This window comes from Pseudomonas sp. 10B238, assembly GCF_000970615.1.
GTDB lineage: Bacteria > Pseudomonadota > Gammaproteobacteria > Pseudomonadales > Pseudomonadaceae > Stutzerimonas.
Genome location: NZ_KQ033937.1, coordinates 124,812 through 140,281 on the forward strand (window position 1 = coordinate 124,812; position 15,470 = coordinate 140,281).

A 15,470-nucleotide genomic window follows, 5' to 3' on the forward strand; every position below is an offset into this window, starting at 1 on the left:
ATTGTCCGCAGGTGTTCCGGTAGCGCAAAAACTACTGTTGCGCGCTGCACATCTTCGGTGCGGCAGTTGATTGGGCTTGGAAAAAAGCGGAGCAATGTCCACGGTCTGTTTGGTGGCCGCGGCTATGAGTGTTGTCCGCTCGGTTTGGAGGGTGCTGTCCGCCAGGCTAGAAGCGCATGGACCTGTGTATGACGAAGGTTTTGCATTTCGCCTCAAGTTGACGGTCCGGTCAAGCCGTAGGCGGTCGCTTCACACCGCATGATGGGCAGAAAGCCAGCAGAACGCCACTCGGCAGATATTGATCTGCGTCAGCTTAAAGAAACAGGGGATGAGCCGAAACAGTGTTGAATGTGACCGCGTACACGGTGTCGTCTTGCGTGATCGGACTGATGGCACTTCGCCTTTATTGGCTTTTCGGTCAAGATTTGCGCTCTTCGCTCAAGGTGGTCAGGCCCATGCTGGTCGGTAGTTACAACCATATCCTCGTGTTCTTCTCGTTCGTTGTGGCGGTTCTGGCTTCCTATACCGCGCTCGACATGGCCGGCAGGGTGGCTACTTCGTCGGGCCGAGCGGCGCAGCTGTGGTGGATCGGCGGCGCGTTTGCCATGGGACTGGGTATCTGGTCCATGCATTTCATCGGCATGCTGGCTTTCAGCCTGCCGTTTGCTCTGGGCTACGACCCGCTGATTACTGCCGGCTCGCTGGTGCTCGCCATCGTCGCGTCGGCGCTGGCCCTGTGGCTGGTGTGCCAGCATGAGTTGCGCTGGACCCGCCTGGTACATGGCTCGCTGTTGATTGGTGCCGGCATCGCGGCGATGCACTACAGCGGCATGGCGGCCATGCGCATTCAGCCAGGGATCGTATACGACCCCGGCTGGCTGATCGCTTCGGTCGCAATAGCGGTGATGGCTTCCGGCGCCGCGCTGTGGCTGGCCTTCCGGTTACGCGCCGACCTGCAGCATGTACGGGTCTGGCGCGGCGCCGCGGCGCTGGTCATGGGCTTGGCGATCGCGGGCATGCATTACACGGGGATGGCGGCGGCAAGCTTTCCGGAGGGCAGTTTCTGCGGCGCTGCGAACGGTGTGGATACCAACTGGCTGGCATTGCTGGTCATCGTCGTGACGCTCGCTGTCCTGGCGATCACGCTGATCGTTTCGGTGCTCGACGCGCGCCTGCAGGCGCGCACCTCGGTACTGGCCAATTCGCTGGAGAAAGCCAATGGCGAACTCATGCAGCTGGCGCTGCATGACAACCTAACCCGTCTACCGAACCGTCTTCTGTTGGAGGATCGCCTGAGCCAGGCGCTCAAAATGGCGCAGCGTGAACAGACGTGCTTTGCTGTGATGTTCATGGATCTTGACGGCTTCAAGGCGGTGAACGATGCCTACGGGCACCACCTCGGCGATCAGCTGCTGGTCGGTGTCACTGATCGTCTGCGCGCCTGCATAAGGGAGCAGGACACCCTGGCTCGTCTCGGTGGGGACGAATTCGTGCTACTTACGAGTGTTTCCAACCCGGACGATGCCGCGACCGTCGCCGCCAAGCTGGTGCATAGCATTGCCGAGCCCTTCGTGCTGTCGCGCCACCAGCTCAGCGTATCGCTGAGCGTCGGTATCGCGGTATTTCCGGGCGACGGAGAGGCCGAACGGGATCTGCTGCTGCACGCCGATGCGGCCATGTATCACACCAAGAGTGCAGGGCGGAACGGCTACAGCTTTTTTGAAGCATCGATGAACGCCAACGCGGTGGAGCATCTGCAATTGCTCAATGATCTGCGTCTGGCGGAGGCGCGCGGTGAGCTACGGCTGCATTACCAGCCCAAGTTCGAGGCGCCTGCCGGTCCGGTACGCGGCTTCGAGGCGCTGCTGCGCTGGCAGCATTCGCAGCGTGGCATGCTCTCGCCAGACGTTTTCCTGCCGCTGGCGGAAAAAACCGGGCTGATCGTGCCGATCGGCAAATGGGTACTAAACGAGGCCTGTCGGCAGCTGAGCGAGTGGCACGGTCAGGGTCTGACGCACTGGACGGTCGCGGTCAATCTGTCAGCCGTGCAGTTCGAACAGCCGGATCTGCTTGAGGTGGTGGTCGATGCCATCGGACGTCACGGCATCCCGCCTGCAATGCTCACAGTCGAAATTACTGAAAGCGTTGCCATGCGCAGCCCGGAAAGCACCATCGAGACGCTGCAGAAGCTCACCGATATGGGTGTAAAGGCCTCCATCGATGACTTCGGTACCGGCTATTCGAGCCTGCTTTATCTCAAGCGGCTGCCCGCCAGCGAGCTGAAGATTGACAGGGCTTTCGTCCGCGAAATGAGCGCCGGCAACGAGGACTCGGTGATCGTCTCGGCGATCATCGCGCTGGCCAAGGCGCTGGGGCTTGAAGTCGTGGCCGAAGGCGTGGAGACCGCCGAGCAGCAGATGTTCCTCACCCGACTGGGCTGCGAGACTCTGCAGGGCTTCCTGCTCGACCGGCCGATGACGCCGGGCCAAATCTGTGCGCGCATCGAGCATGCACTACCGGGCGAGTCGGTCTTCGCCACGGGGCGTCAGTTGCTGACTGAGCCGGCCTGATTTGCCCGGAACTCAGGCTCAGAACCAGCGATCGTTGCGCTTGCGGCCACGGGTCATGGCTGGAAGGATCAGCCCGACCAGCAGCCCTGCGCCGGCGATACTGCCGCCGTAGACCATGTAGCGCATCAACACCTGATTGTTTTCGTCGCCTAACCGCGCCTGGGCGTCACGCAATTCCGATTCGGTGGCGGTGAGGGCTTCATCCAGGGCCAGGCGGCGTGCTTCCAGTTCATCGATCAGCGTCTTGCGCGAATCCAGGGTCTCCTGCATGCCCTGCACACGCGTCTTCCAGGAGTCATCGATGGTTTTCAGTTCCTCGCTTAGCTCGGCGACCTGTTGCTCAAGTTGCGGCAGGCGCTCGGCTTGGCCAGGGACTTCCTGCAGGTCGCTGCTGCGGATCCAGACACGGTCGCCGTTCTCACCGCGAACCTGGCTGTAGTCTCCGCTGGTATCCAGCAGCTCGACCTTCTGACCGGAGGTGAGGCTGCCAACGATGCGATAGCCGTCGGTGGGCCCGCTGCGGACATAGGTGCTCAAGGTGTCGCTGACCCAGCGGTCGTTGCCTGCTTCTTGAGCATGGGCTGGCGTGATGACCGCCAGCAGCGTACCCATCAGGCCGGCGCTAAAGGCGCGGCGTTGAGTAGCGGACCAGGAAATACGGGATAAAAGTGCAACGAGATGACGTGATAGGGACATGAATAGTGTTCGCGCTGGCAAAAATGGAGGCCCTGATGAACGGGCCGGACATAAGCGGAGTTCCGGGCTGGCGAGGTGCGCCAGCAGCGCGTTTCGACAAGTCGAACAGTAGGCGCCGGATGTGCCGATCGTAAACGGGAGGATGCTTTCTCCCTGGGTTGGGCCAGTGACCCTGTAGTCCTGCAGACTGGACTGACAGCGCGCAGCCATTAGGGTTCATTAAATCTTCATGGTTTTGTGCGGGCCTGGGTGGCGTGAAATGAGGCTCGAATCCGATCTCCGGCTGCGAAGGTAGCTGCGAACGGGCCGCCGTGCTTCTTACTGAGCGGATCAGAAAAGAAAGGAGCGCCGCTCTAAAGCAGTTCGACCTGCTGGGCGCGGATCAAGATATGTTCCTGACGAAAGCGGGTCTCCAGTGACTCGCGATATCCCGTCCACCAGGTACGGTCCAGCTCTGGCGTCATCACCTCATAAATAACCAGATCGTCGCGTACGGCATGGCTGCCGTCTTCTTGCCATAGCCCGTCGACAGGGGCGCGGCTGTGGGCGGTCAGGCCGCCAAACTTATGGATGAGGCCGTCCAGGACTTCAGAGAACAGCGACTTCGGTAATGGCTGCTGGTCGTTGTCGTACAGCGGCAAAAAGAGATGGATCAGGTACATGCTTAGGGCCCGAGCAATAGTGTTCCTTCTGATATGACCACTGGGCGTGCGCGCGATGCGATGGCTCGGATCGACGGCATCTCAGCGCTGTCGACTGAGGACCAACCAATGCATGCCGTGAGTGAGGCCAATGGTGGACGAGATGATTTCCGAGCATGAGCAAGCGGCCTTTCCGCGCGCGCCATGGCAGCTTCGAGGTGCGGCGTGCTTGTCTCTGTGGAGACTGCCGGAAACAGCGCTGGGCCAGCTCGCGCCCGATCCTGGTTTGCCTATGCTGAAGATCGCTGGCAACGCGTTTATTGCAACGATCTGGGCCCAATACAGCGGCGGCACGCTGCGCTACGACGAGTTGGCGGTTGCGGTATTGGTACGAGGAAAAGGGCTGCTGGTGCCGGCAGGCTCGGTCACCGCGATCTGGGTAAACGACGCTATGTCAGCGGAGGGCGGCCGCCGCCTCTGGCATATCCCCAAAGTGTTGGCGCGTTTCGAAACGCTGGCCTCTGAGCGCGGGTTCACCGGGACGATGATGCTTGATGATCGATCCGTAGCCGCTTTGAGCTTCGAAGCAGGTGCTGCCTTGCCAGTAAGGCCACGAATGAGCGGTTTCGTCATCCAGCCTGGCATCGGCGGGCCGCTGCGCACCCGGTGCACGGTCATGGGCGCGCTTTGGCTGGGGCGGGCACACTGGACAATCGATCCGGCCGGTCCGCTGGCCGCTCTCCATGGTCGTCAGCCACTGCTCAGCGTCGGGCTTAGCGCGATGGATGCTGCGTTTGGAGTCTAGAAGCCATCGGGGCCGTCACTGCGCCTGAGCCATTTGGTAAGGCCTCCAGGCACCGGTGTCGCTAACGCCAGCTTCGCTGTGATGCCGCGCTCTGCCAGCAGTTGTTCTGCCGCGAGCGCTCCCGCACGGGTAGCGCTTTCCATGCAGAACGGCAGGCCGGTGTCGACCCAGTCGCCCGCGATGAACAGGCCTTTTTCCTGATGTATTGCCGGTCGGCGGGTTTCGATTCCGGGGGTCGCGCAGGGAACCGACATCGGGATGTGGTGCACCGCTGTGCCTATCAGATTGGCCTGTCGTGCTGCGGGGGCGAAGTCGGCGATTTCCGCGAGCGTTGCGTCGATGATTTCCCGATCCGACAGCTCGGCGGCGCGGTGGCTCCAGATGATGTTGGTGGCGAGCATGGAGCCACGCCCGGTGGTGCCATCACGGATGTTCGACAGGTCGTAGAAGTCCGTGTTGAAGCAACCCGGCGACCAGGGGCGCGCCCAGAAGCGAGCGTCGCTGAGCATGCGGTCGAACCATAGGTAGCAACTGATGTAGGGGCTGGGCTCGAAGCCTGCCGCGGTCTTCGTTAGCGAGTGTTGCCGAGGCAGCACCGATTCGATAGCGGTGGGCGGCACGGCCAGCACCACCGCTGACGCTTCGACGCTGGAACCATCGGCAAGCGTTACTCTGGTTACGTTCGAGCCGTGTCGAACCAGGCCATTTACAGCGCAGCCGAAGCGTGCCTCGCTGCCGTTGCGCTGTAGCACTCGAATCGCCGGCCAGGCATAGAGGTCGCTGAGCCCGACCTTTGGAAAGCCGAAGGCCAGGTCGTTGTGCCCCAGGCCCTGTGCCAGCAGGCGCATCAGTGAGGCGGCCGAGCATTTCTCGACCGGCACATTCAGGATTGCCATCGCTGCCGACGCCCAGAACCAGTCGATAAAGCCGGGGCTGACGCCGGCACTCAGCAAGTAGTCGCGCCCGTTTTGGTCATCCAGCGCCATCAGTTCGCGCGGTGAGCTGCGCATGGTGCGCCACCCCAAACGGATGTTGCTCAGCAGGTGACGCAGCGGGACGTTGCGCAGCACCTGCGGCAGGTTGCGCACATAGTGCAGCGGTGCGGGCAGACCGCCGACCTTGCATCGCAGGTGCTTGCCCCGGTCGAGTACCGTCAGCAATTCTTCCGTTTGCCAGCAAATCTGATGAGCCGTGCCCAGGCGTTCCAGCAATGCCTGCATGTTTGCGTATTTATTGAGCAGCACATGAGGGCCGATATCCACCTCTAAACCGGTGGCGGGGTCTGCCCAGCTGCGAGCGCGACCGCCCGGTACGTCACTGCTTTCCAGCACGACGACGCGCAGGCCAGCATCGGCCAGGTGTACTGCACAGGAGAGACCGGCGATGCCTGCGCCGACGATGACGACATCGGCCGGTTGGCCGGGAGGAGTGGGAGTCAAGGTCAGGCCTCGCCATAGGTGTGCTGAAAGATCAAAGCAACAACCAAAACAAGGCTGTTTCTGATCTGGCAGCTCATCTTCTGCAGACGTTCCGATCAGGGGCCGAACGGCACCTGGCCAATCGCTAGGTCTTCTTCGGTTAGCGGCACCTGCTGTGATCGCGCGTCGGCTGATCGGCGGGGCGAATTTGCAAACGCGGCCGGACTCCAAGTAATACAAGCATTAGCTAGAGGAAACCCGAAAATGGAATCGTCCAACCCCTCGGTGACCGCGCTGCAGCAAGCTCAGGAGGTCACGTCACGCTGGGCCGACGGCGAGCTGGGCGCCGAAGAGGCACAACATGCGCTCAAATCGGTCTTCGATCAGTGGCAGCCCACTGATGCCACGACCGAGGCCGAGCAGGTCGCCGAGTCCTCGCTGGCGGCGGCGCGTATCGCCTTTCAGGATTGGCAACAGCGTGGCGAGAATTGCGAAGAGCTGGTGACGCAGCTGCGCTGGATTCTCGATGCGTCGAAGGACGGCGTCACCGATCCCGCGCTTAACGTGTACGCCCCACATCGCTCCGAGTGAGGCGGTTGCTTAACGAACCAGCAGCACGATCACGGTAATTGCCAGCACCAAAGACACGCCTTTCCAGAACAGTACGGGGTTGCGCTCCAGAAGTGGCGGGCGCGCTTTGTTCAGAAAAGCCTGGTTCGGCTGGCGCAGCTCGAAGACGAACTCCGACAGGTCCTCATAGCGTTTGTAAGGGTCCGGATGCAGCGCCTTGCGCAGTACGTCATCAATCCACGCCGGCACGCCGCGATCGCGTTCGCGAATTGGTTGATAGCTGAGCTTGTTCTGCGCCGCACGGGTGCGGCAGCTGGCAACTTGAGTACCGTAGGGCAGGGCACCGGTCAGCATCTGGTAAGTGATCACCGCCAGCGAAAACAGGTCGGATCGGGTGCTGCCACCTTCACCCAAAAAGTATTCCGGTGCCGTGTACTGGGCGGTGCCCAACAGCTCGTTGCGCTCGATGGGCGAAGCCACTTCCATAATGCCGGCAACGCGAGTGGAACCGAAGTCGATGATTTTTACCGTGCCGGTGGCGTCGATCATGATGTTCGCCGGGCGCAGATCCTGATGCAGCATTTCCAGCCGGTGGAAGGCGCGAACGCCCTTGGCGATTTGCTCGACGATGCCGCGCACGATTTCCAGATCCGGGCGGGGATGGTCGATCATCCATTGCGCCAGCGTCTGGCCTTCGATGTATTCGCTGACGCTGTACAGGTAGTTGCGCTTGCGGGTCTGCAAGCACGGCTTGGCTACATGCGCGCTGTTGATGCGTCGCGCCACCCAGTCTTCCATGAGAAACCGCTCCAGGTACTGCACGTCTCGTTGCAGGTCCATCGAGGGCGTCTTGATGATCACCGGCGCTTGGGTTTCATCATCAGTGGCGAGATACACATGGCTGCGGCTGCTGGCGTGCACCTCGCGCACAATGGTGTAGCCGTCGAATGCCGCGCGGGCTTCGAGAATGGGCGGGAAGGGCAGTTCGGTCAGTTGTCGCAGCAGCTCGTCCGGCTGCTGCAAGGGAAGCGTGTCGATACGCAGGATCTGCACGGTGAGGTTGTCGTCGCTGCCCTGTTCCAGTGCCTGCGCGACGATCGCCCGAGCGGCTGCATCGAGATCATCCATGTTGTGGGCGATAGCGCCGAGCATCGACGACGCGCTGATGTACTCATAGACGCCGTCGGTGGCCAGGATGAAGGTGTCGCCCACTTCTACAGGTTCGGCGCGGTAATCCAGGTCCAGCTGCGGGTGGATGCCCAATGCGCGGCTCAGGTAACTCTTGTCTTCCGAGACCCACATGCGGTGGTCATTGGTCAGTTGCTCCAGCGCAGCGCCCTGGACGCGGTAGATACGCGAGTCGCCCGCATGAAAGAGGTGCGCCGTGGTCGATTTGATGACCATCGCGCTGAAGGTGCAAACGTAGCCACGATCCGGGTCGAAGCGATAGGGGCTCTGTTGCCCCTGTGAGTGCAACCAGGAATTGGTTGCCATCAGCACTCGTTGCGCCGAGGTTTTCACTGACCAGGCGTCGAACGTGCAGTAGTAGTCAGCGAAAAAGCCACTGACGGCTGATTCGCTGGCAATGTGACTGACGGCGCTGCTGCTGATGCCATCCGCCAAGGCAATGGCGATGCCCTTGCTGCTCAGTTGTGGCTCTTTCGGAATGTAGACGCCGTGGAAATCCTGGTTGGTTTCCTTGGTGCCCTTGTCGGTGTGTTGGCCCACCGAGACCTTAAGTTGACTGCTCATTAGATGCAGTGAACCCCGGTTGCCCGGGGTTCACAATCAATCAGCGTACCAACGCGCGCTTCGGTGCGGTCCGTACGTGAGTGGTGTAGAGCGTCAGGCCGGTGAAGGCCAGGCCGCCGACCAGGTTGCCCAGCGCCGTGGGAATTTCGTTCCAGACCATGTAATCCATGATCGAGAAGTTGCCGCCCATGATCATCGCCGAGGGGAACAGGAACATGTTCACCACCGAATGCTCGAAGCCCATGAAGAAGAACAGCATGATCGGCATCCACATGGCGATGACTTTGCCGCTGACCGAGGTGGAGATCATCGCGCCGACCACACCCATCGAGACCATCCAGTTGCACAGCATGCCGCGCAGGAAGATGGTGAACCAGCCAGCGGCGCCGAACTCGGCATAGCCCAGCGTCCGCGCTTCGCCGACGTGCGAGATCTTTTCGCCCACAGGACCCGGATCGGTGGAGAAGCCCATGGTGAAGACGAAGGCCATCATGAAGGCGACGGTGAGCGCTCCGCCGAAGTTACCCAGAAACACCAGCCCCCAGTTGCGCAGCACGCCGTTGACGGTTACGCCCGGTCGCTTGTCCAGCAAGGCCAGCGGCGTGAGGACGAACACGCCGGTGAGCAGGTCGAACCCCATCAGGTAAAGCATGACGAAACCGACCGGGAACAACATTGCGCCCACCAGTGGCGAGCCGGTCTGCACGGTGATGGTCACGGCGAACACCGCAGCCAGTGCCAGGATGGCGCCCGCCATGAAGGCACGGATCAGCGTGTCCCGCGTGGACATGAAAACCTTTGATTCACCGGCGTCGACCATTTTGGTGACGAATTCCGAAGGGACGATGTAGGACATTTTTCGGTTCTCTGGTTGTGTTGGCAAAGCAGGGGCATCCCTGCCGTTGGCGTATCGCTACTCGTTGTGCCGGGCCGCGGTCAGGCCGCGGCGATCTCCACCGCATCGCCATTGAGGCGTACTGGCCAAACCTGCAATTGCTGTTCCGGGTATTCCAGACAGCTGCCGTCAGCCAAACGGAAGTGCTGCTTGTACAGCGGTGAGGCGATCACCAGGTCGCCCTTGAGCTGCCCCAGAATGCCGCGGCCAATGACATTGGCGCCCGATTTCGGGTCCCTGTTGGCGATGGCGAAGACTTGCTCACCCGTCTCGGTTTCGGGCAGGTGAAACAGTGCGACCTGCTCGTCATCGAGCCAGGCGACCACGCCTGAATTGGCGACCAGATCGCGACGGCTGCAGAGCGCCCGCCAGCTGACGTTTTCACTCGGTTGCATGCGTACGGCGTTGGGCTGGCTCATCAGAGCACCTCCTCAGTGACGGGAATCAGGTGAAGTTCGTGTGCATGTGCTGGACGGCGCTGGCCGCGCTCCCTGACGAAGTGAACATCCGGGTCGCCGCGCTGGTCGTTGACGAAGGTGCGGAAGCGCTTGAGCTTCTCAGGATCCTTGATGGCGTTGGCCCACTCGCATTCGTAGCGGTCGACCACCAACTGCATCTGCGCTTCCAGCTCAGCGGCGAGATTCAGGCTGTCGTCGATGACGACTTCCTTGAGATAGTCGAGGCCGCCTTCGAGGGATTCGCGCCACACCGAGGTGCGTTGCAGCTTGTCCGCGGTGCGGATGTAGAACATCAGGAAGCGGTCGATGTAGCGAATCAGGGTTGCGTCATCAAGGTCGGTGGCGAACAGCTCGGCGTGACGCGGGCGCATGCCACCATTGCCTGCGACGTACAGGTTCCAGCCGTTCTCGGTGGCGATGACGCCGATGTCCTTGCTCTGTGCCTCGGCGCATTCGCGGGTGCAGCCGGAGACACCAAACTTGATCTTATGTGGCGAGCGCAGGCCCTTGTAGCGATCCTCCAGGCGCAGCGCCATGCCGACGCTGTCTTGCACGCCGTAGCGGCACCAGGTGCTGCCGACACAGGATTTCACCGTGCGCAGGGATTTGCCGTAAGCATGTCCGGTCTCGAAACCGGCCTCGATCAGCTCGCCCCAGATATCCGGCAATTCATGCAATTGAGCGCCGAACAGGTCGATGCGCTGGCCGCCGGTGATCTTGGTGTAGAGGTCATATTTCTTCGCGACGGCACCGAGGGCGATCAGCTTGTCCGGAGTGATTTCGCCGCCGGCAATGCGCGGCACCACCGAATAGGTGCCGTTCTTCTGCATGTTCGCCATGAAGGTGTCGTTGGTGTCCTGCAGCGGGATCAGCCCCGGGTCGGTGATCGGCTGGTTCCAGCAAGACGCGAGGATCGAGCCCACCGCCGGCTTGCAGATATCGCAGCCAGTGTGGCCGCGGCCGTGCTTGGCCAGCAGCTCGTTGAAACTGATGATGCCCTCGACCCGGACAATGCCGTAGAGCTCCTGGCGCGTATGCGCGAAGTGCTCGCAGAGGCTCTTGTCGACTTCGACGCCACGGGCGGTCAGCTCGTGCTCGAACACCTGCTTGAGCAGCGCGCTGCAGCCACCGCAGCCGGTACCGGCCTTGGTTGCGGCTTTCAGCTCGCCGAGATCGGTGATGCCGGCATCGACCTGGCAGCACACCGCGCCCTTGGTGACGTTGTGGCAGGAGCAGAGGGTCGCAGTGTCCGGCAGCGCATCGGCGCCCAGGGTCGGTGCGCCATCCGACAGCGGCAGGATCAGGCTGGACGGATCCGCCGGCAGCTTGATGCCGTTCTGCGCGTACTGCAGCAGGGTGTCGTAGTAGCTGTTATCGCCGATCAGCACCGCACCGATCACGCGCTTGCCGTCCTCCGATAGCACAAGGCGGCGATAGCTGGCGTTGGCCTCGTCGATGAAGCGATAACTCTTGGCGCCGGGTGTGGCGGCGTGGGCATCACCGATGGAGCCGACGTCGACGCCGAGCAGCTTGAGCTTGGTCGACATGTCCGCACCGCTGAAGGGCTGGTGCGGCTCGCCGCAGAGCAGGGCGGCCAGGTTGCGCGCCATGGTGTACCCCGGCGCGACCAGCCCATAGACCATGGCGTTCCAGGAGGCGCACTCGCCGATGGCGAAGATTGACGGGTCGTTGGTGCGGTAGTCAGCGTCGATCACGATGCCACCGCGTGGAGCAATTTCAAGCTCGGCGCTGCGGGCCAGCGCATCCTGCGGGCGAATACCGGCGGAGAAGACGATCAGATCGGTTTCCAGATGGTCGCCATCGTTGAAGTTCATCCGGTAGGCGTATTCCTCACCGATGACGATTTCCTGCGTGGCGCGGGACAGATGCACGCCGACGCCCAGCGCTTCGATGCGGGCCTTGAGCGCCTTGCCGCCTTCCTCGTCCAGCTGCACCGGCATCAGGCGTGGGGCGAACTCGACCACATGGGCTTCGAGGCCGAGCGATTTGAGCGCGTTGGCCGCTTCCAGCCCGAGCAGTCCGCCACCGACGACCACGCCGCGCTTGGCGTTGCTGGCGGCGGCGCGGATGGCGTCCAGATCATCCAGGGTGCGGTAGACCAGTCGCGAATTGCCCTCGGCACCCGGGATCGGCGGCACGAACGGGTAGGAACCGGTCGCCAGAATCAGCTTGTCGTACGGCTGGCGGCCATCGCGGGTGACCACTTCCTTGCGTTCACGGTCGATTTCCAACACCTGCACGCCAAGGTGCATATGCACGCCGTGGGCGGCGTAATAGTCGGCATCGCACATGGCCAGTGAGTCGGCATCACGGCCGCCGAAGTATTCGGACAGGTGCACCCGGTCGTAGGCGCGCTGACGTTCTTCACCGTATACATGCAATTGGTACTGGCTCAGTGCGCCGCGCTCGATCAGCTGCTCGACGCAGTGATGCCCCACCATCCCGTTGCCAATGACGATCAGCGTTTCGCTCTTGATCGGGGTGACGATTGCGTTCATGACCGGTTCCTCCGTCGAAGCCGTTTGCGGCGTCGTCGTACAAAAACAAAAAAGGCGCCTGGAGCTGTCGTGCAGCTCCAGGCGCCTTTGCCTGGTATTAGGATTTGTGGGGTGCTGGCGAGCGACGTTGCCCGGTGCACCCGTCCCGTGCCACTCGTGGCTGATGGTCTTCGTTGACCGCGGGAGACGCTGCCGAATCGTTCGGCAGGCTTTGCATAGGCCATAGCAGGTTGCGTGCCAGCGACCTTAAAGCAGGGCGTGAGGGCGGAGCTGCACGGGGTTGGTGGGCTGAAGCCCACCCTACGGGACAAGGCTTTTGTAGGGTGGGCTTCAGCCCACAGTCAAAGCTGAACCACAAAGGTGCGGTCTTCGCGAAAAGCTCCCTTTTTTGGGGCGATTCGCCAAGCGTTGCGATCAGGGGGCAGAACCTTGCGTCCTGGGACCGGTCAGTACACGACCTTCCGGTCGCAGCATCGTTATCCTTGCGGCTGGCCTCATCCCCTGACGAAACTGGAGATCACTTGAACAAGGTCGTCGAACAACCTCTTTTGCTGGGCATGATGCGCCTGATGCAATACCCCGAACTGGCGCAGCCGCAGGCGCTGCTGGGCTTCATCGAGCGCTGTGTGGAGCGCGGCCTGAGCGGTTTCGATCACGCCGATATCTATGGTGCTGGTGAGTGCGAGGCGCATTTTGGCGCGGCATTGCAACTGCGCCCGGCGTTGCGCGAGCAGGTCCAGCTGATCGGCAAGGCCGATATCGTGCCCGCTGCGCAGGACAGCTCGCGCTGGCAGGTCAAGCACTACAACACCCGGGCGGACTACCTCACCCAGGCGGTGGAGGGCTCGTTGAAGCGGCTGGGCGTGGAGCGCCTCGATGGCTTTCTGCTGCACCGCCCCGATCCCTTGCTGCGGGTCGATGAAGTCGCGCGGGCGCTGGATGATCTGGTCGGCAGCGGCAAGATCGGCTGGCTCGGGGTCTCCAATGCGGAGTTGCTGCACTGCCAGACGCTGGCGCGGGAGCTGCCGCTGCGTTGCAACCAGATCGAGCTTTCTCTGCAGGCGCAGGACGCCGCGTGGGATGGTCGGTTGCACGCCATGGAGAGCGAAGGAGTGCATGTGCTGGCGTGGTCGCCGATGGGCGGTGGACGTTTCGGTCCTGAATTGCTGCGTGCGCTCGACGAGGTTGGCGCGGCGTTGAATGCCACAGCCAATCAGGTCGCCCTGGCCTGGCTGCGCAAGCTCCCCGGCAAGCCGGTCCCGATCCTCGGTAGCCTGCGCTGGGAGCGAATCGAGGAAGCGCTGCTGGGCGCCGAGCTGCAACTTGATACTCAGACCTGGTTCTATCTCGCCCAGGCGGCGCGAGGGCATGAGGTCGCCTGACGCGCTTTGTGGCCTAGTCGTAAGGTCCTTTTCGCCGAGCGGTGCCGGCGTAATGACGCTTATTCAGCTATAGCCATATTCCTGACACAGTGACTTTCTAAGGTGGTTCTCCGGTGCCAGAGCGCCGCGCATGTCGCACGGCGCAGGCTCCAAACGGATGGAGACACCCAACATGCGAATCCCGAAGCCGCTGGTCGTGGCGCTTGCCGCTGCGATCTCTGCCCCCGCCATGGCTGCCACCAATACCCTGGTGGGTTGGGCGATGATGCCTGCCGATACGTTCTCTGACGGCCCGACGTCGGGTCAGATGGCCAACGCGAACCCCTACGGCACCTTCGCGCCACCCTATGAAAACCGCCAGCCGGTACAGGGCTTTTCCGCCGTGCTGCCGGGCGCAGATGAAAACAGCTTCATATTCATGACCGACAACGGCTTCGGTGGGCAAACGAACTCTGCCGATGCGCTGTTGCGGCTCTACAGCGTGCGGCCGGATTTCCGCACCGCCAGTGGCGGCAGCGGCAAGGTCAGCGCCAGCGACTATCTCAGCGGTGCGCCGCTGGCTCGCTTCACTCATCCGTCGCGCCTGACGCTCAACGACATCAATCAAAAGCTGGAACTGCCGATCCAGGCCGACTACCGCTTCTATTACAACGACGGCTCCAAGCCGCGCGTAGACAGTGCCATCGATTTCGGTCGCCTGCTGACGGGCGCCGACCTGGACGTCGAGTCGGTGCGCCGCGACAAGAACTGCGCCATGTGGTTTGGTGATGAGTTCGGTCCGTACCTGGTGAAGACCGATGCCTCCGGCACCGTTACCCGTAGCGCCATCTCGCTACCGGGCGTTTACGCGCCGCAGCACGCGGACGTAGTGGCTGGGCGCGCAACCGCCAATCTGGGTGGCTCAGGTGGCTTTGAAGGCATGGCGATCAACCCGCGCGGCGATCGGCTGTACGCGCTGTTGGAAAAGTCCGTCAACGGCGATCCGGCCGGCACACTGCGAATCAACGAGTTCGACATCGATCAGGAGCGCTATAGCGGCAAGGTGTTCTTCTATCGCCTGCAGGCGCCGGAGCACGCCATCGGAGACATGACCGCGATCGACGAGACGCGCTTTCTGGTCATCGAGCGCAATGGCGCTACCGCTACCAACGGCACCCCGTTCAAGAAGATCTACCTGATCGACATCCGTGGTGTCGCCAGTGGTGGTGCCGTGCATAAAACCGAAGTGGTCGACCTCATGCAGCTGGCCGACCCCGACGACCTGAACGGCGACGGCCAGCGGTCGGTCACCTTTCCCTACGTGACCATCGAAAGCGTGCTGCCGCTTGATGCGCGCACCTTGCTGGTCACCAACGACAACAACTTTCCTTATGGAGGAGGGCGGGGCCTCAATGCGGACGTTACCGAGTTCCTGAAGATTCGCTTGGCCAAGCCGATCCCCGGCGTGCGGCCGCCGCATCTGCAACAGGCCAGGGATGCACGCCGCTGCGAATTGTCGGCTGGGCTGGGTCAAGGCTGAGCTTGCCCTACATCGCTTGATGTTTGAGTGCGGATCGCGAGCAAGCTGGCCTACGAAATCATGCGGTTTCGCTGGTTCAGCTGTAGGCGCGAGGGGAACGCCGAGTCCTTGCCCGCGAAAATAATGAGGCGGCGGTTGCCCACGGATATTTGGGCGCCGCCGACCCCTGCTTCGGCCGTTGAGTGGGGTGGGCGACGTTCCGCTTCTATCCACCAAACGAGCCGTGATTACACGTGCCGAAAGAC

General features: G+C 62.1%; 12 protein-coding genes. 5 read left to right on the forward strand and 7 right to left on the reverse strand.

Features of this window, described 5'->3' with window-relative positions; translation table 11 throughout:
• Nucleotides 1–455 precede the first annotated feature (455 nt).
• On the forward strand, nucleotides 456–2,570 hold the full coding sequence (locus tag RT21_RS17105) for a putative bifunctional diguanylate cyclase/phosphodiesterase (RefSeq protein ID WP_046163726.1): 2,115 nt from the start codon (nucleotides 456–458) through the stop codon (nucleotides 2,568–2,570).
• A gap of 18 nt (nucleotides 2,571–2,588) precedes the next feature.
• On the opposite strand, the gene RT21_RS17110 is transcribed toward RT21_RS17105, so the two are convergent.
• Together RT21_RS17110 and RT21_RS17115 are read right to left on the reverse strand one after the other, a co-directional pair.
• Nucleotides 2,589–3,266, reverse strand: coding sequence for a TIGR04211 family SH3 domain-containing protein (locus RT21_RS17110; protein WP_046163673.1), 678 nt, complete (start codon nucleotides 3,264–3,266; stop codon nucleotides 2,589–2,591).
• 353 nt (nucleotides 3,267–3,619) lie between these two features.
• Nucleotides 3,620–3,928 carry a hypothetical protein gene (locus RT21_RS17115; RefSeq protein WP_046163674.1) on the reverse strand — a complete coding sequence of 103 codons (309 nt, stop codon included), beginning with the start codon at nucleotides 3,926–3,928 and terminating at the stop codon, nucleotides 3,620–3,622.
• Between the two features lie 142 nt (nucleotides 3,929–4,070).
• On the opposite strand from RT21_RS17115, the gene RT21_RS17120 reads away from it, so the two are divergent.
• Nucleotides 4,071–4,712 carry an acetoacetate decarboxylase family protein gene (locus RT21_RS17120; RefSeq protein ID WP_046163727.1) on the forward strand — a complete coding sequence of 214 codons (642 nt, stop codon included), beginning with the start codon at nucleotides 4,071–4,073 and terminating at the stop codon, nucleotides 4,710–4,712.
• Here RT21_RS17120 and RT21_RS17125 read toward each other — a convergent pair.
• Nucleotides 4,709–6,151 (reverse strand): hydroxysqualene dehydroxylase, encoded by a 1,443-nt coding sequence (locus RT21_RS17125; RefSeq protein ID WP_052724761.1) that lies wholly within the window; start codon nucleotides 6,149–6,151, stop codon nucleotides 4,709–4,711. The two genes, RT21_RS17120 and RT21_RS17125, sit on opposite strands and share 4 nt — an antisense overlap.
• 243 nt (nucleotides 6,152–6,394) lie before the next feature.
• On the opposite strand from RT21_RS17125, the gene RT21_RS17130 reads away from it, so the two are divergent.
• Complete coding sequence (locus tag RT21_RS17130; RefSeq protein WP_046163675.1) at nucleotides 6,395–6,721, forward strand: hypothetical protein; 327 nt, start codon at nucleotides 6,395–6,397, stop codon at nucleotides 6,719–6,721.
• A gap of 9 nt (nucleotides 6,722–6,730) precedes the next feature.
• Here RT21_RS17130 and RT21_RS17135 read toward each other — a convergent pair whose 3' ends face one another.
• From RT21_RS17135 to nirB, 4 genes are all read right to left on the reverse strand, one after another.
• Complete coding sequence (locus RT21_RS17135; RefSeq protein WP_046163676.1) at nucleotides 6,731–8,452, reverse strand: bifunctional protein-serine/threonine kinase/phosphatase; 1,722 nt, start codon at nucleotides 8,450–8,452, stop codon at nucleotides 6,731–6,733.
• A 40-nt stretch (nucleotides 8,453–8,492) separates the two neighbouring features.
• Nucleotides 8,493–9,308 (reverse strand): formate/nitrite transporter family protein, encoded by an 816-nt coding sequence (locus RT21_RS17140; RefSeq protein WP_045426707.1) that lies wholly within the window; start codon nucleotides 9,306–9,308, stop codon nucleotides 8,493–8,495.
• A gap of 80 nt (nucleotides 9,309–9,388) precedes the next feature.
• Nucleotides 9,389–9,766, reverse strand: coding sequence for a nitrite reductase small subunit NirD (gene nirD, locus RT21_RS17145; RefSeq protein WP_046163677.1), 378 nt, complete (start codon nucleotides 9,764–9,766; stop codon nucleotides 9,389–9,391).
• Entirely contained in the window at nucleotides 9,766–12,324 is a 2,559-nt protein-coding gene (gene nirB, locus RT21_RS17150; RefSeq protein ID WP_046163678.1) for a nitrite reductase large subunit NirB, read from the reverse strand. Before nirB ends, nirD begins: the two co-directional genes overlap by 1 nt.
• A 557-nt stretch (nucleotides 12,325–12,881) precedes the next feature.
• Here nirB and RT21_RS17155 point away from each other — a divergent pair.
• The gene (locus tag RT21_RS17155; protein WP_046163729.1) at nucleotides 12,882–13,706 is read left to right on the forward strand and encodes an aldo/keto reductase; all 825 of its coding nucleotides are present in this window, start codon (nucleotides 12,882–12,884) and stop codon (nucleotides 13,704–13,706) included.
• Between the two features lie 172 nt (nucleotides 13,707–13,878).
• The gene (locus tag RT21_RS17160) at nucleotides 13,879–15,225 is read left to right on the forward strand and encodes an esterase-like activity of phytase family protein (RefSeq protein ID WP_046163679.1); all 1,347 of its coding nucleotides are present in this window, start codon (nucleotides 13,879–13,881) and stop codon (nucleotides 15,223–15,225) included.
• Nucleotides 15,226–15,470: the final 245 nt, after the last annotated feature.